27 protein-coding genes and 3 tRNA genes are annotated in these 22030 nt (G+C 62.9%); 9 read left to right on the plus strand and 21 right to left on the minus strand.

Features of this window, described 5'->3' with window-relative positions:
* Positions 1–13: 13 nt before the first annotated feature.
* From ACIPV6_RS06455 to ACIPV6_RS06475, 5 genes are all read right to left on the minus strand, one after another.
* Positions 14–1066, minus strand: coding sequence for a LacI family DNA-binding transcriptional regulator (locus ACIPV6_RS06455; protein WP_400270076.1), 1053 nt, complete (start codon positions 1064–1066; stop codon positions 14–16).
* Positions 1067–1233: 167 nt separating this feature from the next.
* Positions 1234–1509: a hypothetical protein gene (locus ACIPV6_RS06460; RefSeq protein WP_400270077.1), complete on the minus strand. Its 276-nt coding sequence runs from the start codon at positions 1507–1509 to the stop codon at positions 1234–1236.
* Positions 1506–2390: a carbohydrate ABC transporter permease gene (locus ACIPV6_RS06465; RefSeq protein ID WP_400270078.1), complete on the minus strand. Its 885-nt coding sequence runs from the start codon at positions 2388–2390 to the stop codon at positions 1506–1508. Before ACIPV6_RS06465 ends, ACIPV6_RS06460 begins: the two co-directional genes overlap by 4 nt.
* 1 nt (position 2391) lies before the next feature.
* Positions 2392–3408 carry a carbohydrate ABC transporter permease gene (locus tag ACIPV6_RS06470; RefSeq protein WP_400270079.1) on the minus strand — a complete coding sequence of 339 codons (1017 nt, stop codon included), beginning with the start codon at positions 3406–3408 and terminating at the stop codon, positions 2392–2394.
* Between the two features lie 86 nt (positions 3409–3494).
* Positions 3495–4787 carry an ABC transporter substrate-binding protein gene (locus ACIPV6_RS06475; RefSeq protein ID WP_400270080.1) on the minus strand — a complete coding sequence of 431 codons (1293 nt, stop codon included), beginning with the start codon at positions 4785–4787 and terminating at the stop codon, positions 3495–3497.
* 256 nt (positions 4788–5043) lie between these two features.
* Here ACIPV6_RS06475 and ACIPV6_RS06480 point away from each other — a divergent pair, with 256 nt between their 5' ends.
* A complete protein-coding gene (locus ACIPV6_RS06480; RefSeq protein ID WP_400270081.1) occupies positions 5044–5448 on the plus strand; it encodes a multiprotein-bridging factor 1 family protein in 405 nt (134 codons plus the stop codon).
* Here the strand turns inward: ACIPV6_RS06480 and ACIPV6_RS06485 are convergent.
* The 9 genes from ACIPV6_RS06485 to ACIPV6_RS06525 all read right to left on the minus strand — a co-directional run bounded on the left by ACIPV6_RS06485 (position 5445) and on the right by ACIPV6_RS06525 (position 10283).
* Positions 5445–6155, minus strand: coding sequence for a DNA alkylation repair protein (locus tag ACIPV6_RS06485; RefSeq protein WP_400270082.1), 711 nt, complete (start codon positions 6153–6155; stop codon positions 5445–5447). The two genes, ACIPV6_RS06480 and ACIPV6_RS06485, sit on opposite strands and share 4 nt — an antisense overlap.
* Before the next feature lie 236 nt (positions 6156–6391).
* A complete protein-coding gene (locus tag ACIPV6_RS06490) occupies positions 6392–6727 on the minus strand; it encodes a hypothetical protein (protein WP_400270083.1) in 336 nt (111 codons plus the stop codon).
* A gap of 173 nt (positions 6728–6900) precedes the next feature.
* The gene (locus tag ACIPV6_RS06495) at positions 6901–7512 is read right to left on the minus strand and encodes a hypothetical protein (RefSeq protein ID WP_400270084.1); all 612 of its coding nucleotides are present in this window, start codon (positions 7510–7512) and stop codon (positions 6901–6903) included.
* Positions 7509–8159 (minus strand): DUF6286 domain-containing protein, encoded by a 651-nt coding sequence (locus tag ACIPV6_RS06500; RefSeq protein WP_400270085.1) that lies wholly within the window; start codon positions 8157–8159, stop codon positions 7509–7511. The genes ACIPV6_RS06495 and ACIPV6_RS06500 overlap by 4 nt, the downstream gene beginning before the upstream one ends.
* Positions 8156–8536, minus strand: a complete 381-nt coding sequence (locus ACIPV6_RS06505) for a hypothetical protein (protein ID WP_400270086.1) — start codon at positions 8534–8536, stop codon at positions 8156–8158. The genes ACIPV6_RS06500 and ACIPV6_RS06505 overlap by 4 nt, the downstream gene beginning before the upstream one ends.
* Positions 8533–8724 carry a DUF2273 domain-containing protein gene (locus ACIPV6_RS06510; RefSeq protein WP_021471114.1) on the minus strand — a complete coding sequence of 64 codons (192 nt, stop codon included), beginning with the start codon at positions 8722–8724 and terminating at the stop codon, positions 8533–8535. The genes ACIPV6_RS06505 and ACIPV6_RS06510 overlap by 4 nt, the downstream gene beginning before the upstream one ends.
* Positions 8721–9167: an Asp23/Gls24 family envelope stress response protein gene (locus tag ACIPV6_RS06515; RefSeq protein WP_400270087.1), complete on the minus strand. Its 447-nt coding sequence runs from the start codon at positions 9165–9167 to the stop codon at positions 8721–8723. The genes ACIPV6_RS06510 and ACIPV6_RS06515 overlap by 4 nt, the downstream gene beginning before the upstream one ends.
* 105 nt (positions 9168–9272) lie before the next feature.
* Positions 9273–9734, minus strand: coding sequence for a hypothetical protein (locus ACIPV6_RS06520; RefSeq protein ID WP_400270088.1), 462 nt, complete (start codon positions 9732–9734; stop codon positions 9273–9275).
* A gap of 192 nt (positions 9735–9926) precedes the next feature.
* On the minus strand, positions 9927–10283 hold the full coding sequence (locus tag ACIPV6_RS06525; RefSeq protein ID WP_400270165.1) for a hypothetical protein: 357 nt from the start codon (positions 10281–10283) through the stop codon (positions 9927–9929).
* Between ACIPV6_RS06525 and ACIPV6_RS06530 the strand changes: the two genes are divergently transcribed.
* From ACIPV6_RS06530 to ACIPV6_RS06540, 3 genes are all read left to right on the plus strand, one after another.
* Positions 10258–10671, plus strand: coding sequence for a DUF6318 family protein (locus ACIPV6_RS06530; protein ID WP_400270161.1), 414 nt, complete (start codon positions 10258–10260; stop codon positions 10669–10671). The genes ACIPV6_RS06525 and ACIPV6_RS06530 overlap by 26 nt on opposite strands.
* 229 nt (positions 10672–10900) lie before the next feature.
* The gene (locus ACIPV6_RS06535) at positions 10901–11635 is read left to right on the plus strand and encodes a hypothetical protein (RefSeq protein ID WP_400270089.1); all 735 of its coding nucleotides are present in this window, start codon (positions 10901–10903) and stop codon (positions 11633–11635) included.
* Between the two features lie 343 nt (positions 11636–11978).
* Entirely contained in the window at positions 11979–12278 is a 300-nt protein-coding gene (locus ACIPV6_RS06540; RefSeq protein WP_400270090.1) for a DUF4193 domain-containing protein, read from the plus strand.
* A 145-nt stretch (positions 12279–12423) separates the two neighbouring features.
* Here ACIPV6_RS06540 and ACIPV6_RS06545 read toward each other — a convergent pair whose 3' ends face one another.
* Together ACIPV6_RS06545 and ACIPV6_RS06550 are read right to left on the minus strand one after the other, a co-directional pair.
* Positions 12424–13251 (minus strand): glycerophosphodiester phosphodiesterase, encoded by an 828-nt coding sequence (locus tag ACIPV6_RS06545; RefSeq protein WP_400270091.1) that lies wholly within the window; start codon positions 13249–13251, stop codon positions 12424–12426.
* A gap of 28 nt (positions 13252–13279) precedes the next feature.
* Positions 13280–14029: an MgtC/SapB family protein gene (locus ACIPV6_RS06550; protein WP_400270092.1), complete on the minus strand. Its 750-nt coding sequence runs from the start codon at positions 14027–14029 to the stop codon at positions 13280–13282.
* 304 nt (positions 14030–14333) lie between these two features.
* Here ACIPV6_RS06550 and ACIPV6_RS06555 point away from each other — a divergent pair, with 304 nt between their 5' ends.
* The 3 genes from ACIPV6_RS06555 to ACIPV6_RS06565 all read left to right on the plus strand — a co-directional run bounded on the left by ACIPV6_RS06555 (position 14334) and on the right by ACIPV6_RS06565 (position 17682).
* Positions 14334–15350 (plus strand): carbohydrate ABC transporter permease, encoded by a 1017-nt coding sequence (locus ACIPV6_RS06555; RefSeq protein ID WP_400270093.1) that lies wholly within the window; start codon positions 14334–14336, stop codon positions 15348–15350.
* Positions 15347–16228 carry a carbohydrate ABC transporter permease gene (locus ACIPV6_RS06560; RefSeq protein ID WP_400270094.1) on the plus strand — a complete coding sequence of 294 codons (882 nt, stop codon included), beginning with the start codon at positions 15347–15349 and terminating at the stop codon, positions 16226–16228. The genes ACIPV6_RS06555 and ACIPV6_RS06560 overlap by 4 nt, the downstream gene beginning before the upstream one ends.
* A gap of 92 nt (positions 16229–16320) precedes the next feature.
* Positions 16321–17682, plus strand: coding sequence for an ABC transporter substrate-binding protein (locus tag ACIPV6_RS06565; RefSeq protein WP_400270095.1), 1362 nt, complete (start codon positions 16321–16323; stop codon positions 17680–17682).
* Between the two features lie 119 nt (positions 17683–17801).
* On the opposite strand, the gene ACIPV6_RS06570 is transcribed toward ACIPV6_RS06565, so the two are convergent.
* From ACIPV6_RS06570 to ACIPV6_RS06580, 3 genes are all read right to left on the minus strand, one after another.
* A tRNA-Phe gene (locus ACIPV6_RS06570) sits at positions 17802–17877 on the minus strand.
* A 48-nt stretch (positions 17878–17925) separates the two neighbouring features.
* Positions 17926–17999: transfer RNA gene (locus tag ACIPV6_RS06575), tRNA-Asp, on the minus strand.
* Positions 18000–18083: 84 nt separating this feature from the next.
* Positions 18084–18156: transfer RNA gene (locus ACIPV6_RS06580), tRNA-Glu, on the minus strand.
* Positions 18157–18390: 234 nt separating this feature from the next.
* Here ACIPV6_RS06580 and ACIPV6_RS06585 point away from each other — a divergent pair.
* Positions 18391–19407 (plus strand): DMT family transporter, encoded by a 1017-nt coding sequence (locus ACIPV6_RS06585; RefSeq protein ID WP_400270096.1) that lies wholly within the window; start codon positions 18391–18393, stop codon positions 19405–19407.
* Here ACIPV6_RS06585 and ACIPV6_RS06590 read toward each other — a convergent pair.
* Entirely contained in the window at positions 19404–20327 is a 924-nt protein-coding gene (locus tag ACIPV6_RS06590) for a carbohydrate kinase (protein ID WP_400270097.1), read from the minus strand. The two genes, ACIPV6_RS06585 and ACIPV6_RS06590, sit on opposite strands and share 4 nt — an antisense overlap.
* Positions 20324–21403, minus strand: a complete 1080-nt coding sequence (locus tag ACIPV6_RS06595; RefSeq protein WP_400270098.1) for a LacI family DNA-binding transcriptional regulator — start codon at positions 21401–21403, stop codon at positions 20324–20326. The genes ACIPV6_RS06590 and ACIPV6_RS06595 overlap by 4 nt, the downstream gene beginning before the upstream one ends.
* Positions 21404–21519: 116 nt before the next feature.
* Here ACIPV6_RS06595 and ACIPV6_RS06600 point away from each other — a divergent pair, with 116 nt between their 5' ends.
* Positions 21520–22020 (plus strand): metallopeptidase family protein, encoded by a 501-nt coding sequence (locus ACIPV6_RS06600; protein WP_400270099.1) that lies wholly within the window; start codon positions 21520–21522, stop codon positions 22018–22020.
* Positions 22021–22030: the final 10 nt, after the last annotated feature.

Here is a 22030-nt window from a genome sequence, read left to right on the forward strand (position 1 = left end):
CTTTCCCCGAGTGCTACCGGCAGGGCGGGGCAGTTGTCTCGCGGACGATCAACTCGTGGGGAGCCGTCTGCGAGCGGACGGCCCCGACATGGCCGTCGAGTTCGTCGAGCAGCATCCTGGTGCCCAACTCGGCCTGGTTGTCGGGCCGCTGGCCTACCGTGGTCAGCCCCAGGGATGCCGAGAAATCGTGGTCGTCGATGCCGATCACGGACAAGTCCTCGGGCACCCGCACCCCGTGGCGCGCCGCCTCGAAAATGACGCCCATGGCCATTTCGTCCGACGAACAGAAAATCGCCGTCGGCTTCCGGCCGGGCTGGCTCCACAAGCGGTTGAAGGCCTGCTGTCCGCTGGCCACAGTGAAGTCCCCCCACTCGTCCCATTCGGGACGGACGTCCAGTCCGGCGTCGGACATCACTTCCTGGAACGCACGGATACGGACGCGGGGAACATCGAAGTTCAAGTCCGTTTCGTCGTCGCCGTGCAGCAACGCGATGTCCTTATGCCCCAGGTCCAGCAGGTGCCGCACGGCGGTGGAAGCCGCGTCGTAGTCGTTGATGCCTATGTAGGCGCAGTCCTCGACGTGCCCGCCAACCACCACCAGTGGAATGTCGATCTTGTGGAGGTGTTCCAGTTCTTCCTCGCTCAGCGCCATGCAGAGCACCAGGAGGGCGTCGATCTGCTTGTAGACCATGGTGGAGCTGAACAGCCGCTCACGGTTGCTCCCGTGGCCGCCGAGATTGAACAGGGAAAGGTTGTACTTGCGGGAGTGCAATTCCCGGTCTGCTCCCTCGATGGCCTTGGAGAAGAACCAGCGGCTCACGAAAGGAGCCAGGACGCCGATGGTCCGGGTCCGTCCTGTTGCCAAACCTGAAGCGGAAGAACTGGCAACGTAGCCCAGCGAAGCCGCTACCTCGAGGATCTTTTCGCGGGTGGCGGGTGAAACCCGTGGCAGTCCGCGCACAGCCCTGGAAACTGTCGCCGTGGATACCCCGGCGGCGGCTGCGACGTCTTCGATGCTGACGCCCGTATGGCCACCGCGCTGGGACCGTTCGTTCGTTTTAGCCACTAAAGCCCCCTCATTAGGTGCATGCCGAAGGCCGAGGGCTCCCCCAGACGGCGTCGTTAAGCCTATCCGTCTGTGTGCCCTTCACCGATTTCGCACGGCTTGATGTCGACCCACTGTTAAGTTGAGGTGCTGTTCGATTGTGGCGCCGCGTCAGGCGGGGCGCCGGGTCAATTGAGGCGCCGGGACGTCCTTTCAGGGAGTTTGCGTCGAAGCCGGATCATGCCCCACAACGCGAGGACGGTGGCCAGGAGGCCCAGGGCCCAGCCCAAGGCGGGCTGGGCCGTAAGTTCCATGTACACCGTGACGGCCAACAGGACCAACGCCCAGAAAGCCAGGAGCCCGATGATGATGTCGAAATCCTCACCGGAGCGCACCCGCTTGGTATGCGGATCGGCTTTCCGGGCCGCCGCAGCTTGCTGGCGCCGGCTTGCAGCGCTGCTCACTTCACTGCGCCTGCCGTGAGGCCGGCCACGATCTTGCGCTGGAAGACCAGCACCAGGATCACCAGCGGCACCGTGACCACAGTGCCTGCCGCCATGATGGCGGTGTAAGGCTCCTGTTGTGGCTGCGAGCCGGCGAAGTAGGCGATGGCCACCGTGACAGTCCTGGTGTCGTCGTTGGACAACTGGCTCGCGATCAGGAACTCGTTCCATGCGGAGATGAACGCCAGGATGGCCGTGGTGAAGGTGGCCGGAGCCGCGAGCGGCAGGATCACCTTGCGGAACGCCTGGCCTTGCGTGCAGCCGTCGATGCGGGCAGCTTCTTCAAGCTCCCACGGCATCTCCCGGAAGAACGAGGTCAAGGTGTACACCGTCAAAGGGAGGACGAACGAGATGTTCGGGATGATCAGCGCCTGGTAGCTGCCCATCCAGCCGATGTTGGTGAACAGCTGGAAGAGCGGGGTCACCAAGGCAACGCCCGGGAACATCGAGGCACCCAGGATGAAGCCGAGCACCAGGAACTTGAACCGGAAGTTCAACCGGGCCAGGGCATAGGCGGCAAACACGCCCACGATCAAGGCGATGATCGTGGTAGTGGCACCCACGAACAGGCTGTTCAGCAGGTTCTTGCCGAAGTGGTTGCCCAGGCTCTCGTCGAAGACGGTGGCAAAGTTGTCCCAGGTGAAGTGCGTGAAGAACGGCGTGGTGTCGAAGGTGAATCCAACATCACGGAAGGCCGTCACGATCATCCAATAGAACGGTGCAAGGCACCAGATCAGGATGACGACGGCGCTGACGTAGGTACGGAACGAACCCCAGTTGAATGGACGCTTCGGGCGTTCCGAGGGAGCTGTGGAAGACCTTGTTGCTGTGGCTGTAGCCATGTCACTTCGCCTTTCCGGAAGATGACGCGGCATCGACCGCGTTGGCCCCTAGGAATCTCACAAAGATAAAGGCCACAAGGAAGATCACTATGAAGGTGATGGTTGATAGCGCTGCCGCCGAGTTGAAACCTTGCCTGATTTGTTGGACCACCAGGATGGACAGGGTGGTGGTGCCGTTGGCGCCACCGGTCATGATCGCAGGGAGGTCGTACATACGGAGGGCGTCCAGCACACGGAACAGGATGGCGACCATGAGCGCCGGCTTCACCAACGGAAGCGTGATCAGGCGGAAGCGCTGCCATGTGGACGCACCGTCCACCTTGGCGGCCTCGTAGACCTCGTCCGGGATCAGTTGCAGGCCTGCGAGGATCAGCAGGGCCATGAAGGGGGTGGTCTTCCAAACATCTGAAATGATGATGGCCCATTTGGCGGGCCATTCGGATCCGGTCCAGAGGATCTGGGTGCCGAACAGCTTGTTGGCAATACCTTCGAAGGCGAAGATGAAGAACCAGAGCTTGGCCGTGACGGCCGTCGGGATGGCCCACGGAACCAGAACGGCTGCACGGATCAGGCTGCGGCCACGGAAAGCCCGGGCCATGATGATGGCCATCCAGAAGCCGAGGACGGTTTCAAAGGCAACGGTGACCACGGTGAAGAAGAACGTGGTGCCCATGGAGTCCCAGAATTGGGCGCCCAGGGTGCCCGGAGGACACGCCACCGCTCCGCCTCCCGGCGCGGTACATTGCTGCGCCAGCCAGTGAACGTAGTTGTCGAAGCCGGCGGGACCGCCTTCGGAGAAGAATCCGGTGGCCGGGTCCAGGCCGGAATCCTTTTGGAACGACATGATGATGGCGTTGACCACCGGGTAGATGATCACGATCGCCAGGAGGATCAGAGATGGAGCCAGGAGCGTGGAGGCCCAGCGGCCCTGTGTTACTTGCTTACGGTCCGCGCTTTCGCGCCCGGGCATCTTGTGTTCGGCAGCCGTCGTCTGCGGTTTTTGTAATTCTGTTGACATGACAAGACTCCTGTCAGGGAGAAGGCCGTTGCCGGAGTCCGGCCGTCCGCCCGTGAGGGCAGACGGCCGGACGAGGGCCGGGGTGGTTACTTGGCTCCGGCCGACTCAATTGCCGATTGCATGTCGGAGATGGCCGAGTCCACGGTCTTCTCACCCTTGAGCGCTGCATAGGCGTTGTCTTGGACGGCCTTGGTGACGGCCGGGTAGAACGGCGTCACGGGGCGCGGAACAGCGTTCTCGATGGACGTCTTCAGCACCGGGAGGTAAGGCAGTTTGGTGACCAGTTCCTGATCGTCGTACAGCTTGGTCAGGACAGGAGCCAGGGAGCCCTGGGTGGCGTAGAAGCGCTGGGTCTCTTCGCTGGTGATGTACTTGATGAAGTCCGCAACAGTCGCCTTGTTCTTGGAGTAGACACTCATGGCGATGTTGTGGCCACCCAGAGAGGAGGCGCCGGGGCCGTCCTTGCCCGGAAGCGGAGCCATCTTGAAGGTGTCTTTCACCGTGGAGGAACCGTCGGTCTTGGCCAGGTTGTAGACGTACGGCCAGTTGCGGAGGAAGAGGAGCTTGCCGGCTTCAAACGCCTGGCGTCCTTGCTCTTCCTGGAAGGTCACGGCCTCCGTGGGGATGTTTCCGTCCTTGTAAGCCTGGACCAGGTTGTTGAGGCCCGCCTTGGCTTCAGCGGAGTTGACGGCCGCCTTTCCGGAATCATCCACGATCTTGCCGCCGGCGGAGTTGATGGCTTCTGCCGCGTTCACGGTCAGGCCCTCGTACTTGGCGAACTGGCCTGCGTAGCAGCCGATGTTGTTCTGCTTGGCGATATCGCACATCTGCATCATCTCGTCCCAGGTCTTGGGCGGGGTGGTGACGAGGTCGCCGCGGTAGTACAGGATGCCGCCGTCCGAGCTCTGCGGAGCTGCGTACAGGGTTCCGTTGTAGGTGGCGCTCTTGACGGTGGATTCGAGCATGCCGTCAGTTGAGATGGCGGTCTTGTCCTTGAGCGGCTGCAGCCAGCCCTTTGCCGCGAACTCGGCAACCCATATGAGGTCGACGCTCATGACGTCGTAGTTGGCATTCTTCGCCTGGAAGTTCTGGACGAGGTCGTCGTGCTGCTGATCGGCCTGGTCCGACTGCTCCTTGAACGTCACCTTCTCGTCGGGGTGCGCCGCGTTCCACTTGTCGATGAGGGGGCGGACGACGTTGCTGTTGTCCTTGCCCTGGACGTAGGTGATCGGCCCGCGGCCGTCAAGGTTGTTGGCTGCGTCGCCGCTCGCACCGCCGGTGCTCGAGCCGCCGCCTCCGCCCCCGCCGCCACATGCGCTGAGGGACATAGCCAGGACTCCGGCGATCGCTGCCGGAAGAAGGTACTTCTTCGATTTCATGCTGGGAACTCCTCGGTGAGTGGACCAGGTAATTTCCGCGATGCGGTTGATGTGGTGAGGCTCACACTAGCGAGGTACCCCGGCGGAATGCAAGCGCTTACACCGAAGTTAATCACAACGATACCAAGCAGCCTGATAATTGCGGATTTTGGTAGGCGCACGCCCGCGCGATAGCACCGCCGAAGGCGTACCATCGCGTCCGTGACGCTAAAGTTCGATTTGATTGCCCAAGGTTGCCTATGGAACAGTGGGAAGCGTGGATGAATTCGAAGCACTCCAGACCATCGGCCGCCTCATCAAAGAAGAACGGTTGGCCCAGGGGCTGAGTCAAGTGCAGTTGGCCAAGCAGGCCGGAACCGCCATCAAGACCGTGCGCACCCTTGAATCGGGCACGCGACGCACGCAGGAAATCAACCAACGCAAGCTCGAACACGCCCTGGGTTGGCGTGCAGGCTCGGTGTCCGAGGTCCTCAAAGGCAAATCCACGTTCGCGCCGGACCAGATCACTCCGGACGATATGCGGAGCAGCGACGGCGCCCGCCCTCTTGCCAATCCCTACATCGGCACACCGGCCGCACCCATCGCCAAGGCAGCCCACCTCAGCGATGAGGAACTTCTTGCCGAACTGACCTACCGCATGATGCAGCGCAACAGGGACTAAAGTACCTGCCGGCGCACCATCTCGTTGATCCAGCTGGGAGCGAAGGGAGAAGTGCAGTTCGGCGGAGTTGGGTAGTCCTTGAGGACCTCCAGCCGCTCTCCGATGTCCAGCGCCCTGGCCCGGAGTTCCGGGTGCTCGATCCCGATCTGGGCCAGGCATGTGTTCATGGCCCACTGCAGGCGGGGAGAAGCATCCTTCATGTCCTGCTCAATGATGTCCAGGAGCCGCCCAAGCTCCAGACCCCCGGGTGACTTGACTACGCGTTCGGACGTCAACGCCCACCCTGCGCTGGCGACCACCGGGTCCGGATCGTCGAACCATGCCCGGCGCAGCTCCTCGGCGTGGGGACTCTTCTTCACCACGTAGTTGACCAGCCAGTCATGCACCTTCGGCGTCCGCGCGGCACGCAGCATCTCGTCCAGCTCTTCGCGTTCGAAGGCCTTGGGCCGGCAAATCAGCAGTGCCAACAACTTTGCAGCGGTATCGTCCGTGGCCCAGAGTTCCCGCGCAAGGTCCTGTTGGGTCTTCAACCGCTTGGCTACCGCGCGCAGCTTGCTGAGATTGACGCCGTGATCATCGCCGTGCTTCTCATTGACCTCGCGTGATCGCGGATCCTCAAGCGCTGCAAGTTCCGCCATCAGCTCGGCTACGACGGCGGCATTCGCCGGGGACGCGGGCGTCGATCCTGCCACTGTTGTTCCGGCCATCCCTGGCCTCCTCTTCATGAAGTGTGTGGGTCCCAGCCTACTGGGAGCGCCGCTAGGCGGCAGAGGCTCGGAGGATATGGAGCCGCTGAGGCAGAGAGGCTTTGTCAACGCACTGGCACATCGTCAACACCCGTGCGTCGCCGGACGGGTCAGGTCCCGGTAACGCACGATGGCGGCCCATCGCGCCCTGGGGATTCCCGTAGGCCATGGACCGCCATCTTTCCGGCTGGTGCGGCTTACTTGTCGCCCTTGAACAATCCGGCAACCTTGGAGCCAAGTCCTTTGACGTTCTCCGCTACGTCGCCGGCGATTTCCTTCGACTTTTCAGCCACATCGCCTGCGAGTTCTTTCGCATTTTCCCCGACATCGCCGGAGAAGAATTCCTTCACGTTCTCTACAGCATCCGTGGCAAATTCCTTCACATTCTCAGCGGCGTCTCCGGCGAATTCCTTGGCATTCTCCAGAGCCTCGCCAGCAAATTCCTTGGCATTCTCCAGAGCCTCGCCAGCGAATTCCTTGGCGTTTTCGGCAGCGTCTCCTGCTGCCGCTGCTCCCGTGGTTTCTTCACTCATGGTGTCTCCTCTGTGACGGTTGGAACGAGGACCACGCGCGGCTGCAGTTCTCACCGGGCCAGGTCTCAACGTGCCAAGGGAGCCTTTCCCCCTGCCCTTTCAAACTATGGGCAGAAACAGCGGCTTGGCAACGCCGGACCCCATCGACGCAACAATTGTCTGCCGGGCCACGCTCAGCGGACCCGCTCTGCTCTGGTAAACCGCGCCCGTGCCCCGGAAACCATATGTACCAAGACGGGCGTCCTTTTTCCGATGACCAGGTCCAAAGCCTCAACCATTTGGGAGATTTCCGCGGCCAGGATATGCGGAGCCACCCCTTGCCGGGGCTGAATCCGTATCCGCAATCCCGGCTGGCCCTTCACCTCATACGTAGCCACGGAAGAGCCGGCAAGGTCGGTACGTTCCGCCAAGGCTGCACGCAACGCCTGCTCCGCTACGCCCCCGCCGATCCGGACTGACCCCGGAACGTGGCTGTCGTCGTCGCCCGTCACCAGGAGGTTCGCACGCCCTTTGCCCTGTTGCGAGAGCCAAGCGACCATGACCGCGATCACCGCGACGAGGACCAGGCCCGCAACAATCCACAGCCAGCTTTCCTCGCGACCGGGGAACCGGGTTCGGCGGAAGGCCTCTTCGGCTCCGGCCCAGGCAGAGGCCGCCCAGCCGTGCCACCATGACGCCACCGCAGGAACGGTAGCCAGGAGGACCAGCAGCAGCCCAATGGCCAGAAGTTTGGCTCCAATGATGAAAAGCAGTACCCGGTTCAGGGCCCGCGGCGTTCCGTTCACGCGCCGATCACCCCCGAGGTCCCCAGGTTGACCCGGACATCCGGCATGGGCACTGGCGACATTTCTTCGAGTTCGGCCCGTACCGCCGCAAGGACCGCTTCCTCGCTGACACGACTGCCCGACGTCGGCCTGACATTCACCACAACCAGCCGCTGCGACACCACCACCATCACCTGTTCAGGAGTCACGTTGGCGGCCGCCCGCGCGCGGCGGGCCAGCGCCGAGGCGAGGACTTCGTCGTCAACAACGACGGCGATCCGCGGGTCCCGGAGCAAATGCCTCGCCCGCCTGCCGGGCAGCAGGGCATGAAGGAAGAAGAACAAACCAACCATGGCGATCACGGCACCGGCGGCGCCAAGGAGGAGTGGCTGGATTCCGGCGGGAAGGGCGATGATGCGTTCGGCGGCCGTCCCCGGATCGATAAGCCACGGGGGCTGTCCCACCGCACGCACACCCGACTCCAAGAGCGCATAGACGCACAGCAGGATCACCAAGACCGCCGCAATCCCTGCCGCGCCGGCACGGGACGAGTGGGTTTCCCGGCGCAGGATCCTGCCCATGGCCGGGTCCTCACCGGCGACGGCCTGACGCGGATCAGCTGGGTTTGCGTCGTGCGGGGCGAGCCCTGTTTCCTGGTCCTGGGTCACTGGACCCGGCCTCCTTCCGTGACCTGCGCGCCGCTGATCCGTATATCCACACGGCTCACCTGGGAGCCGCTGAGCTGTGTGACGCTGTCCAGCACCTTCGCTTTGGCGGACACAGCACGGTCCCAAATCGAACCACCGAATCCCTGGACCCGTTGGGGCTGCCGCAGTACTTCGCTCAAAGAAGGCACGCTAATAGGTGACACGATGGACAAAGCCAGCAGGCCGTCGTCGTCCGACCAGTCTGCGCGGATGTCGCTGGGGGCGACACCAAGCGCCTCAGCGGCCGCAGCTTGGGCCAACGATGTCAGAGCCTGGGTACTGATCCGGTTGTGGCCGGCCAGGCTGGTGGTGGGATCCACAGCCTCAGCCACGCTCATGACGACGAGCGCCGGCCCGTAATGGCGTCGAGGACGCTGCGGAGGTCAAGCTTGCCGTCCGCCGCGCGTCCCAGAAGGGCGCCGATGCCCATGAAGAGCAAGGAAATGACGAAACCCCAGAACCCAAACTGGAAGGACATGAACGCCACAAAAGCGCCTATGGCGATGCCCACCACGGTCATGCTCATTGGAGTGCCTCCCTCTCCACCGATCCTGTCCTGCCTCCCGCCGGCTTTGGCGGCGGAGCAATGTAGACGTCGGTGACCTCGATGTTCACTTCGATGACCTGCAGGCCCACCAGTTCTTCGACGGCGCGGTAGACCGCGGCCCGCACCTGGTTGGCGACGCCGTGGAGCGGGTGCCCGTAGACCGCCACCAGGTTGATGTCCACGGCAACCTGGGTCTCGCCAACTTCAGCACGGACGCCGGCAGCGTGGTCCGAACTGCCAACAGCGTCCCGGATGGCGCCGAGGGCACGCGATGGCCCCGAGCCCAGGGAATAGACACCTGGAACGGCCCGGGCAGCTATGCCCGCCACTTTGGCAACGGCGGCCTCGGAGATGATGGTGCGTCCGGTTCCCAGGCCCTCCACCTCTGGCACAGGATCCAGCCGCAGCTCCTGACCTGGCACGCTCTGATCTGACAAATGATCTGACACGGAGCACTCCCCTTCTCTTGAATACCACCCTAGCGCCTGCCTCCGACGCTTTGTGAGAGAAGGGAGTGCGCGGCGCAGCTACTTGCAGTTCTTATCCATCCAGTCCTCGATCGGCTTCATCAGTTCCTCGAACTCGGGTTCGCCATACTTGCTGAAATCCGTACCTGCCGACTCCGTGTAAGCCCGCAGCTTTTCGAAACTCGGTTTCAGTTCATCGGGTACTTTTTCCTGCATTTGGGACAGTTCCTGCTTGGCCTTTTCAATGTCCTCCGGCTTGCCGCCAACCAAGGCCGCGAGCGGAAGGAGCGTCACGCTCAACATGGCGGCGCTGACGGAAATACAGGCCTCGGACAATGACGTGAATTCACCGTAAGGGCCGTTGGCTGAACCCGTGCCGATGCCGGTGCCCGTGCTTGGGCTGTCGGAAGGAACCCCCACCGATGGGGCAGCATTCGGTTGGGCCGACGTGCTGGTGGTCGGCGTGGGTGTAGGGATGGGCAGCGGGAACGCGCAGGCGCTGAGGGCCAGCGCAGACCCCACGAGAATTCCAAGCAATTTTGACGTGCGTGACCTACTGATCGTGACCATGGTGTCCCCCGTTTGGATGTGTGCGATGACGAACAGGCGAGGCAAGACTACGCCAGCCCACGTGCACTGACCAGAGCCGGGTTATCCACATACCGCCTTTTCCGGGATGAGTCCTCGAGCGTGCCCTGCCTAGACTGGCCAGCACTACGCCACAACAGCCGCTGGGGAGCCTGTCATGCCACACCATTCCTTTGCCCAATTCCCGCCTGTCCGGGGATCTCTCTGGATCCGGACCTTCGTCATGGCAGTGTCCGCAATGCTGTTGTTGGGCGGCTGCCAGGGCGGCAGCACTCCTTCCGAAACAAGCACGACGACGGCGCCGCCCACCTCGGGCTCTTCGGCGCCAGGCTCTTCGTCGCCGGGAACGCCGGCGCCCGGCACTGCGGGGTCTTCAGCTGCGGGGACGCCCTCGCCCTCCGGCGCGTACAAGCCAGCCGACGCGACAGGCAAGGCCCGGAACGTGCCCGTACCTGTGATGCCGGCCTTGGCGAAGGAGAACACGAAGGAGGGGCTGGAGGCGTTTATCCGGTATTGGTACGCACAACTCTCCTACGTCGACGAGACCGGTGACATGTCGGGCTGGCTTCCCCTATTTGCGCAGGAGTGCAGGCTTTGTCTGGGACTGCGGGAATCCGGGGAGGACGGCTACCTGAACGGGCGATGGTTATCCGGTGGGCGGATTACCGTTGCCACTGTCGAGCACCAATGGATCGACGGGGCGACGCGACAGTGGTCCAAAGTGCAGGTAATTCAGGATGCAATCGACTATCACAACGCCGATGGCAGCGCCGGGCGGGCCCGATCCGAAGCATCAAATGACGCCTTCGCACTGTTTGCCAAATACGGAGACGGCCGATGGACGGTGGTGGACCTTGGCGTCATCGCGTAAAGGAGGTACCGGCCGCCCACATTCACTGGTTGCTCTTTCAATCGTTCTTGCGACAGTTCTCACATCGATAGGCCAAATTGCCGCAGCTGACGACGTGTGGGCGGTAAACAACGCTGGCGATCGAGGCATCGATTTGGGCGCTCGTTTCCATATCGATTCAGAGAGCGGCCAGTTGCGCCCAAGCCTCTCGTCTGACACGCAAGAAGGGGCCGAGGATCCCAACCAGTACATGGCCGATGTCCACTGCCGCTCCGGCGGAACCGACACCCCGGACCGCGGGTGCCTTAATCTTCAATGCCCACCAAAGACCGCTGGTGGCCAAGACGGCACACCCGTCATCTGGCGGCAGGCACCGAAAGCCATCACCAACCCCCAATGGACCGACTACCCACCCGTCAGCGGTCCCACGTGTCTCTACGGTCCCGAACCCCAGAACGTCCTCGCCGACATCGCAGCCCGGATCCTCACCGACTTCCAACAACTACCCATCAACCCCGGAACCCTCGAAGCCCAGCCCTTCCCCAACACCCTCAAAGGCGGACCCACCAACTTCTACACCACCACCACCGAACAACACTTCGACACCACCATCCTCGGCCAACACGTCCACCTCACCGCCACACCCACCACCCACACCTACCACTTCGGCGACGGCCAAACCCTCGGACCCACACCAGCCACCGGATACCCCATCCCCGCCAATACCTGGCTCACCACAGAAACCCGCACCAGCCACACCTACACCACCTCCGGCAACTACCCCACAACAGTCACCACCACCTACACCGGAACCTACTCCGTCAACAACGGCCCACCCCTGCCCATCAACGGAACCCTCAACCTCACCACCACACCCAAAACCATCCACGTCTTCAAAACAGAAACAGCCCTCGTCGCCGACACCTGCGAACAAAACCCCCACTCCTGGGGCTGCCCCGGCACAAACACCCCAACCAAACACTGACAAAGCCGGCACCACTGGAAACCCGCACCGCTGAAGGAGGCAGCACAATTGAAGAAGCGCCCACTCACACGCACCACCCACAGTCACCCCGTACCGCCACCACCCACATTGACCCCGAAACACGCCCAGAACGCCCGAAAGGCCCACCAACCGGGGCCAAAGTCGGTCGCGAAGGAACACCGGCGCGGGACCTCCGCCCGGCCGGATGAGAGACAGAGACACCCGCAGGGCCGCATCACGGTCCCGCAAGCTACTGCAGGACTTGCCTAAATCATCAGCATGCTTACAATAGAGCACCGAGCCGACACATCGGCTTGCCCGAACGTTGAAAAGGAGCGCAGTCATGGCAACGGATTACGACGACCTGCGTCCAGAGGTCAAAGAAGCCCAGGAACAATCCCTCGAAGCACTTCAGACGGCAAAAGCCCCCACGGCGATGACCGCAGTCCTGGAAGTAGAGGAAAGCGACGAGGCCGACTCCAGCGGCCCTGCCGGTGAGTTCATCGCCGAGGAGTTGATCGTCAACGTCATCCCGCCGCAAGAGGACGAATTCACCTGCTCTTCGTGCTTCCTGGTCCACCACCGCTCACAGATCGCGCGGGAAAAAGGTGGGCAGCTCTACTGCACGGAGTGCGAGGGTTAGGCGGATCGCGGATCCATCGGCCGGAGGCACGCTTCCGGGCCGCCGATGATTCCCGCCGGCCAACTCCAGCCGACGCTGGTTCCCTCCACCGGCCGCCCACTTCCAGTGATCCTTCCGGCGAGGCCTCTCCCTGCCAAACGAGTCCCTACCAAGCGCGCGCGGACTCAAGCATGGGCAGCGTGATGGGCCGGGAGACGGGCAACTCCAGCCCCAGCCCGGCCAAGGATTCGCGTGCCATGGCCACGTCGTTGACGCACACGCCGTCCACCCCAAGGCCCACGGCCTCGACGATCTGCTGGGCGGTGACCAACGTCCACGGATAAACGGCAAGGCCGGCGGTGTGTGCCCTGGCCACGAGTTCGGAGCTGAGAAGCCCGATTTCCGGCGCTACCGCAGAGGCGCCCGTGGCAAGCGCGGCCTCGATCAAGGCGAATGGCTCAAACGGATACAGCCCCAGCGAGGCAATGGCGACTTCACGGCACAGAGCCACCATGGGGATGCCCGGGAGCATCGCGGCCAGGGCACGGATGATCTGCGGATCGAAGCTGCGGACACGAAGTGCCTGTTCATGCTCGTGGGCCTTCAACACCTTGGCCAGGGCAGCCACCACCGCCTGACCGTACTCGTTCCAGGGGGCATTGTCAGTCTTAACCTCGATATCCAGGACCACTCCCCCAGCGCCGGCAAAACGCAGGAGGGCCAGCAGTTCCTCGAGCGTGGGCGTCCTGGACTCCACGTCAACTGAGATTGTGGTGGCAGCGTGAATCTCCACGGCAGCCTCCCTCAGCACGGCCTCCCGGATGTCGAGGGAACCGACCACGGCATCATGACGGAGCGCCAATTGCCCGTCGGCCGTGAGCCAAATGTCCACTTCGATGGCACCCACCCCCAGCCGCAGCGCTTCGACGAATCCGCCCAAGGTGTTTCCGTGCCGCGTCGCGAGGACCCCGCGATGCCCTTGAATTTCAATCATTAGTGTCTCCTTTGAGCGAAGGGATTCGCTATTCGGCCTCGTCAACCAAGGAGACCTCGGTGACGGAGCCGAGCTGCGAAAGCCTGCTGACGATGGTGGACGGAGCCGCGGAGCCTTCGATTTCGAGTTCAATCTCGATGAATTCGGCGGTAACCGTTGCTTCGTCCCGCTGTATGAGTCGCTCAACAACACGTTTCGTTTCGCCGGAACCCCGGGTAGTTGTAAATCCCTGTACCTGGAAGCCCTCTTCCGTGCAGGTGCTGAGCACATCGCGCAGGGCACCCACGCCATCCAGGTAGGTGACGCGCAGGACCCAACGGCCCGGCAAACCGAAGCGCAATTTCCGGGACATCACGGGGTAGGCGTACACAATGACAAAGTGCGCCGCGGTGACGAAGACTGCGGGCCACACCAAGCCCGCCCCGGCCGAGGTGCCCACGGCGGCCGTGACCCAAATGGATGCCGCAGTGGTGAGTCCACGCACCTGGTTGCGCCGCACGAAAACGAGGCCGGCCCCGATGAAACCGATGCCCGAAACCACCTGGGCGGCGAGCCTTGAGGGGTCCAGTCGCACAAGGTCCACCATCAGCACGTCGCTGAATCCGTACTTGCTTACCACCATGAACAAGGCAGCACCGAGGCCCACCATGGCGTGGGTCCGCATGCCTGCCGACTTGTTCTTGCTCTGGCGTTCGAAACCAATCGCGGTGGACAGCAGCAGCGCCACCGCGAGGGCCACGCACATCTGCCACCATTGGGTTTCCGCACTGAAAATCAATCTTTGCTCCTGTTCGGCATATCGACCAAGAGCCCTTTTCTGTGGCGTGACCGTCCAAGCCGGAGCCCCGGGGCTGGAGGAATTCCAGGAGGTCACGCACAGTTCTTGCAATCTACCCTTCGGCAGATTTGTAAGGACATTAGCACATTGCAATCAAGGCTTTAGCCGCAAGGGTGCCTCTGGTGCCTTGCACATTCAACGCGCAGTCTGTAGCTTGGCACAAGACAAAAGGTTAGATTGTCCGGTCAAATGCCCCTTTGATCCTTCCAACCTCGACGAGCGCTGGCCCCAGACGGCAACGACAATGAAGTTGAGGTCTGTGGTGAGCGTTGTTGACGCAAATCCTGGGGGCAAGAGTGCGCCCCCGTCGTCCGGCAGAAGCGGCAGGGCAGATCCCGGGACAGCCGGTGTCCGGCCGTCCAGTCCGCCGAAGAACCGCCGCTGGAATGGCCGCACCCGCCGCGATGCGTGGACTTTCGTCCTGTTTGCAGCCCCCAACGTGATCCTCATAGTGCTGTTCACGTACCGACCGCTGCTAACCAACTTCTATTTCTCCACCCTGGACTGGACCTTGGGCGCAGCGAACGCCACCAGTGTGGGCCTGGGGAATTACGTGGAATTCTTTACGTCCTCGGACGCGCCAACAGTCCTGGGCACCACAGTCATCTTCACCGCGATCACGGTCGGCGGGGCCATGGCCCTGGGACTGCTGATCGCTCTGGCCCTCAACCAGAGGCTCAAGGGGCGCACGTTCGCCCGGGCCGTGGTGTTTGCTCCGTATGTGCTCTCCGGCGTTGGCGTCGGCTTGGTGTGGCTGTTCATTTTCGATCCCACCTACGGAGCGCTGTCCTGGTTCCTCCGCTCCCTGGGCCAGGCCAGTCCGCAGTGGGTTAACGACCCCAAGCTGGCGCTGGTCATGGTTATCGTGGTGTACGTCTGGAAGAACCTTGGCTACTGCGCCGTGGTCTATCTTGCAGGGCTCCAGTCAATCCAACCCCAGCTGATGGAAGCCGCCGCACTGGACGGAGCCTCGGGTTTCCGACGTTTCCGTTCGATCGTTGTCCCGCTCCTGTCCCCCACAACGTTCTTCCTGCTGATTACCTCGCTGCTCAGCTCACTGCAGGCATTCGACATCATCAGGATCATGACGCCGTCCGGAAACGGCACCAGCACGTTGATTTTCGAGTCGTACCTGCAAGCCTTCGGTTCTTACAACAGGGCGGGGTATTCGGCCGCCATCTCCGTAGTCCTGTTCCTCGGCCTGCTGGTGATGACGGCGGTCCAATTGCGGTTCGTTGAGCGAAAGGTCCATTACTCATGAGCGCCCAATCCGCGGACGTCTTCCAGGAACGGACCAGGCCCTTGTCCTGGCAGAACATCGGAAAGACCGTTGCTGCCGGCTACGTTCCCCTCATCCTCGCCACACTGGTGGTCTTCGTCCCCCTGCTGTGGATGATGTTGTCCTCACTCAAGGCACCCGGCGAGATTGTCACCACGGATTTAGCGATTCTGCCGAAGAATCCGAACCTGCAGAATTACGTGGAAGCAACATCCACTGTTCCGTTCCCGCGGTTCTTCCTCAACAGCGTGATCGTGACCGCCGTCGGCTCAACGCTCAAGTGCGTTTTGGCGGTGTTCACGGCCTACGCGTTGGTGTTCATCAGGTTCCCGTTCAAGCGGGTCATCTTCCTGCTGATCCTGGTGGCCCTCATGGTTCCGCCGCAGGTTTCCGTCCTGCCCAACTACGTTTTGATCGCCAGCATGGGTGGACTGAACACGTATTGGGGCATCATCCTCCCCGGTTTGGGAACGGCATTCGGGACGTTCCTGCTGCGCCAGCATTTCCTCACCTTGCCACCGGCCATCCTGGAATCCGCGGAAATCGATGGTGCCGGACACTGGCGGAAGTTGTGGCAGATCGTGGTCCCGGTGTCGGTGCCCAGCATTGCCACCGTGGCACTGGTGACCATCGTCTCGGAATGGAACGAGTACATCTGGCCGCTGATCGTCACCGACCACCCTGACATGATGACGCTTCCCGTCGGCCTCACCCAGTTGGTGAACAGCGAGGGCAGCACCCAGAACTGGGGCATGCTCATGGCCGGCGCAGTGATTGTCCTGGTACCGATCCTGATCATCTTCGCCGCGCTCCAGCGGTACATCGTCTCCGGCCTGACCCAAGGGTCGGTCACCGGCTAAGGCAGCAGGCCCACAGCATCACGCAACAGAGGCATCACGCATCAGAGCCATCACCCAATAGAGCCATCACCCAACAGAAAGGCAGCTTCAGCATGTCCACTCCACTTTCCCGCAAGCAATTCCTCAGCGTCGCGGGAGCAAGCTTCGGAACACTGGCCCTCGCCGCGTGCGCCGGCCCGTCAACGACTGGCGGTTCGACCAGCACCACCGCATCCACCGATTGGTCCAAGGTCAAACCTGCGAGTTCCATCAGCTTCATGTCCAGCCACCCGGGAAAGTCCCGGGATACCGAGTTGAAGCTCATTGAGGCCTTCCAGAAGGCGCACCCGGACATCAAGGTAAACCTCATCACGGGCGGCGCGAACTATGAGGAAGTGGCGCAGAAATTCCAGACAGCACAGGCCGGCAACGATGTCCCCGATGTAGTGGTGGCCTCGGATGTCTGGTGGTTTCGGTACGCAATGTCCGGCGCCATTCTACCCATCGACAGCCTCCTGCAGGCGGCAAAAGCCAGCACGTCCGACTACGTTGCCGGGCTGATTTCCGACTACAAGTACGACAACAAGCAGTGGGCAGTGCCATACGCGCGATCAACCCCGCTGTTCTACTTCAACAAGGATCACTTCAAAGCGGCCGGTGTCCCTGAAGAGGCACCCAAGTCGTGGGAAGAGTTCGCGCAGTGGGCTCCCAAGATCAAGTCCGCCAACGCGGACTTGGCCGGCTACCAGAATGCGTACCAGTACCCCGCGATTGCAGGCTACGCCGGGTGGACCCTGCAGAACGTTCTGTGGGGCTTCGGCGGCGGGTGGTCCAAGGAGTGGGACATCACCACGGATTCCGAGGCCTCGGTCAAGGCCCTCCAATGGGTGCAGGACTCGATCGTGAAGGACTCCTGGGCCGGTGTTTCCTCGAAGAACGCCATCACTGACCTCCAGGCCGGCGCGGTCAGTGCCACCATCAGTTCGTCCGCAGACCTTGCCGCGACGCTCAAGGCGGCGAAGGACGCCAACATGCGGATCGGCGTCGGCTTCCTCCCGGGCGGTTCGGTGAGCCAGGCCCCCGTGTGCCCCACCGGCGGATCGGGCCTGGTGATTGCCAGCAAGACCTCTCCGGAGAGGCAACTGGCCGCGGCACTGTTCATGACCTTCGTCACCAATGCACAAAGCACAGCCACCTTGTCGGCGGCCACAGGCTACGCGCCCGTGGCCGAGGGCGCCGATATTTCGCCCATCCTGGGCCAAACGCCGGAGTTCCAAACCGTGGTGGACCAACTGAAGGCCACCAGGACCCAGGACTACGCCCGCACTTTCCTCCCCGGCGGCGACCAGGAACTGGCGAAGGCCGCTACCAAGATCATGAACGAGAAGGCGGACGTCAAGGCAACGCTCACCGATCTCAAGGGAGCGCTGGAGGCCATCTACACCAAGGACGTGAAGCCGAAGCTCAAGTCGTAGGGATAAAGCACGACGTCGGCATCCAGCAAGTGCCGACGTCGTGCTTTAGTGCCTGGCCGGAGAGAAACAGGAAGTTAAAAGAAGAAAAGCACCAGTTCCGAAGAACTGATGCTTCCCAGTGGTGGCTCCGACCGGCGTCGATCCGGTGACCTTTCGATTTTCAGTCGAACGCTCTACCAACTGAGCTACAGAGCCTAGGTGACAAGTCACCTTGAGAACCGGAACTTCTTCCGGCGCTCAGAGCGACCCTGACGGGACTTGAACCCGCGACCTCCGCCGTGACAGGGCGGCGCGCTAACCAACTGCGCTACAGGGCCTTGCTTTGCAGTATCTCTACCGCGTTTTTTCCAAGGCTTCTAGCTTACCAGACTTTTTCAGTCCGATTTACCACTTGCCTTGCGTACCCCCAACGGGATTCGAACCCGTGCCGCCGCCGTGAAAGGGCGGTGTCCTAGGCCGCTAGACGATGGGGGCCTGAACTCAATTCGAATTTCGCAACAGGAAACAACGCTTTACGCGTTCTTTTCTGCTCTCGCTCGTCCGAACTGGACTCTAAAACTTTAGAGCATGGACGGCCATATTCCAAAATCGAGAACGGTGTGACCTCGAACACCCATCAAATAGACCTTTCAAACATTGGCAGTTTCTTGCCGTGACGCGTCCGAAAACCGCCAGCCCTGCCGTCTTCCGCGGGACTAGATTTGCCCTATGACATCCACCCCGGCCGGATCCGGCCAGCCCTCGCCCTCCTTGCCGCGCACCATCCCCGCGCCGGCAGCCCCCATCAGCAAGCTCGGCATCGCCGCCGTCATCGTCACTGTTGTCCTGTGGGCTTCGGCGTTCGTCGGTATCCGGGCCGTGGGTCCCAGCTTCTCCCCCGGCTCCTTGACGCTCGGACGGCTGGCGGTTGCCGCCGTCGTGCTTGGACTCGTGGTGCTGCCCGGCCTCAAGGTGTGGCCGAAAGGCCGCGAATGGCTGCCGATCGCGGCCTACGGGGTGATGTGGTTCGGCGGCTACAACGTGGCGCTCAACGCCGCGGAGCACATGCTGGACGCCGGAACCAGCGCCATGCTGATCAACGTCTCACCGATCCTGATCGCGGTCCTCGCCGGCGTCATCCTCAAGGAAGGCTTTCCGCGGTGGCTGCTGATCGGCAGCGCCGTGGCTTTTGGCGGGGTGGCGATGATCGCGCTCGGTTCCGGGCAACGCTCGACGGCGGATGTCACCGGCGTGCTGTTGTGCTTGCTTGCCGCGGTGCTCGCCTCAGTCAGCGCGATCCTGCAGAAACCCGTCCTGCGGAAATTCACGGCAGGGCAGGCAACGTGGTTCGGCATCATGATCGGGGCGGTGTGCTGCCTCCCGTGGACCGGCCAACTGGTCGGCGAAATCCAGGCCGCCCCAGTGCCCGCAACACTGGGCCTGGTGTATCTGGGGATCTTCCCCACGGCCATTGCCTTCACCACGTGGGCCTACGCACTGTCCTTGATCCCGGCGGGAAAGCTGGCCGCAACCACCTACTTGGTTCCGGGCACCACCATCCTGATTTCGTGGGCCCTGCTCCAGGAAGTGCCCACCATTTGGGGACTCGCGGGCGGCGTTGTGTGCCTGGTGGGCGTCGCCCTGACCCGGCGTGACCCCGGAGCGAAAACCGTGCTGCGCGCGTCCAAGGCCAGGACGCGCGCAGGGCAGGGCCAAGGCGAACACGTTAAGGAAGCAGGAGCCTAGCGGGCCATGCCCGCCAATAGTTCGCGGTGCGTGGGCGGGTTGGCACCCGGACGGCCAACGGTGATGGAGGCGGCCATGGACGCGGTGGTCCCGATCCGCTCGAGCACGGTGGGCGCCATCCCGTCGCTGCCGCGCAGGAGCAGGCCCATGATGAGCGCGGACATGTAGGAGTCGCCGGCGCCGATGGTGTCCGCGACGTCCGAGGGGATGGCCGGGACGTTGAGCTGCATCTGCCGGGTTGCCATGAGCGAACCGTTGGAGCCCTGCGTAACCACGGCGAGTCCGGTGCCGAGGGAGAGCAGGTGGCTGGCCGTGTCCTCCAGCGCCTTGCCCGGGTAGAGCCACTGCGCGTCGTCGTCGCTCATCTTCACCACGTCAGTGAGCGGCACCAACTCTTCGAACAGGGTCAACGCCTCATGGTGGCTGCCCACCAGGTCCTTGCGGATGTTGGGATCGTACGTGACCATGCAACCGCCCTGCGCCTGCTCCAAAAGGCTCCGGACCACGCTGGCGCCCGGCTGCAGGAACGTGGCGATGGAACCGGTGTGCAGGATCTTCGGCGCGTAGGGCAGCACCAGGGGAGACAGCGCCCAGTCAATGTCGAACGTGTATTCCGCGGAGCCGTTTGCAGCGATCTGGGCCGTCGCCGTCGCCGTCGTGCCCAGCGACTTGGAACCCGGCAGGAGCACCACGCCCGCGCTTTGCAGGTGCGTGGCGATGGCATCCCCGCGCTGGTCCTTGCCAATGGCGGTCAGGAGGCCCGTCTTCACGTCGAGGCGGCCAAGCCCGTACGCCACGTTGGCGGGTGAGCCGCCGGGGTACTCCGTGGTCCCATCAGGCGATTCCACAATGTCGATGAGCGCTTCACCCACCACGACGACGTCGAGGGGTTCAGGCGCGAGGGAAGGGCTGGCGGTCATGCGGTTCCTGTTCGTTGGTTGGGGAGGTGCGGAGGCGCGGCCACGGAATGCCGGTCAACGAGGGGACATTCGAACAATTCAGTGTGGCCCGGGGAAGGCGTGCCGGCAAGGATCAGCTCCACGGCCCGCCTTCCCATGTCAATGAAAGGCAGTTCCAGGGTGGTCAGGCCCGGCCGCAAATGCGGTGCGAGGGACTCCTGGTTGTCGAAGCCCACCACGGACACGTCGTCCGGCACGGTGAGCCCCAAGGACGCGAGCGCCTGGTAGGCACCCCACGCCGTGCGGTCGTTGCCGCAGAAAATCGCAGTTGGCGGCTGGTCAAGCGCCATGAGCTGGAGCGTCTCCCGGTGGCCGCCGGCTTCCTGGCCGTCGCCCGCACGGTGGAGGTCGCCGTCGTACGCGATGCCTGCCCCGGCCAGCGCCTGCCGGTACCCTTCAAGACGCCCGACGACTGCAGGCAGTCCGTCTTTGACGGCGCCGATGTTGATGAAGCCGACGCGGCGGTGGCCCGCGTCGATGAGTTTCCTGGTGGCGGTTTGGCCGCCCAGGACTTCCGAGGGCGCGATGCTCGCGAACGTGCCGCTGCGATCCCGGGCATTAAGTACGACGGCGGGAACCTCACCCAGCGCGTCCGGAACATCTACCACCTGGTGGTACATGGACGCGTACACCACGCCCGCAACCTTATGGGACAGCATGGCCTCAAGGGACGCCGCCTCGAGCTCCTTGTCGCCGCCGGTGTTGACGGTGAGCAGCAGCATGCCGGCTTCCCAGGCGCGGGCCTGTGCTCCCTCGATGATCTTTCCAGCGAACGGCGCGGTGGCCACGTGATCGCCCACGAAGCCGATCATCCCTGCCACCCCGTCACGGAGGACCTTTGCGTGGGCATTGGTCCGGTAGCCCAACTCCCGCGCAGCCTGGTGGACGCGCAGCCGGGTCTCCTCCGAGACCCTGGCTCCCCTGGCATCGTTGAGCACCATGGACACCGTGGCCTGCGAAACCCCGGCGGCAGCCGCCACGTGGTGCATCGTGGGGCCGGACCCTGGGGATCCAGGCCTGGTGCCATTGCGGGACATGCGGGACCTGACTGTGGTGGGAATGGAGGTTTGGTTATACGCATAACCAAACCTCCAAAACAGTATCTGCCAACACATCCAGCGTCAATGCTCCCGGTGCGGACTAGAGTCGAACCATGCCCGCGAATCTTCCTCCCGGCCTTCCCATCGTTCCCGACGGCGACCGCCCTTCTTCGCCGCTGCCGTCGCTGCCGGCCCGCGAAGCCGTGCACAGCCCAGCCGAAGATTCCGGGCTGCCCCAGGGTGCCCCGTTCGAGATGTCGCCGGAGGAATTCGAGGCCGCCGTCAGCGATGCTTTGCAATTGATTCCACCCAAAGCCGCGAGCGCCATGGACAACGTGGCGATCTTCATCGAAGACGATTACACCCCGCAGCCCGGGGAAGACCCGGACACCGTGCTTCTTGGCTTGTACGAGGGCGTCCCCCTGACCGAACGCGACTCGTGGTGGGAAGCCGGTTCCCTACCGGATCGGATCACCATCTTCCGCCAGCCGATCCTGGACATCTGCACCACCCGTGAGGAAGTCATCGATGAAGTGGCCATTACCGTGGTCCACGAGATCGCCCACCACTTCGGGATCGACGACGACCGCCTTCATGAACTCGGGTGGGGCTAGCCTTGTAGGC

This window comes from Paenarthrobacter sp. NPDC089988, assembly GCF_044748465.1.
Taxonomy (GTDB): Bacteria; Actinomycetota; Actinomycetes; order Actinomycetales; family Micrococcaceae; genus Arthrobacter.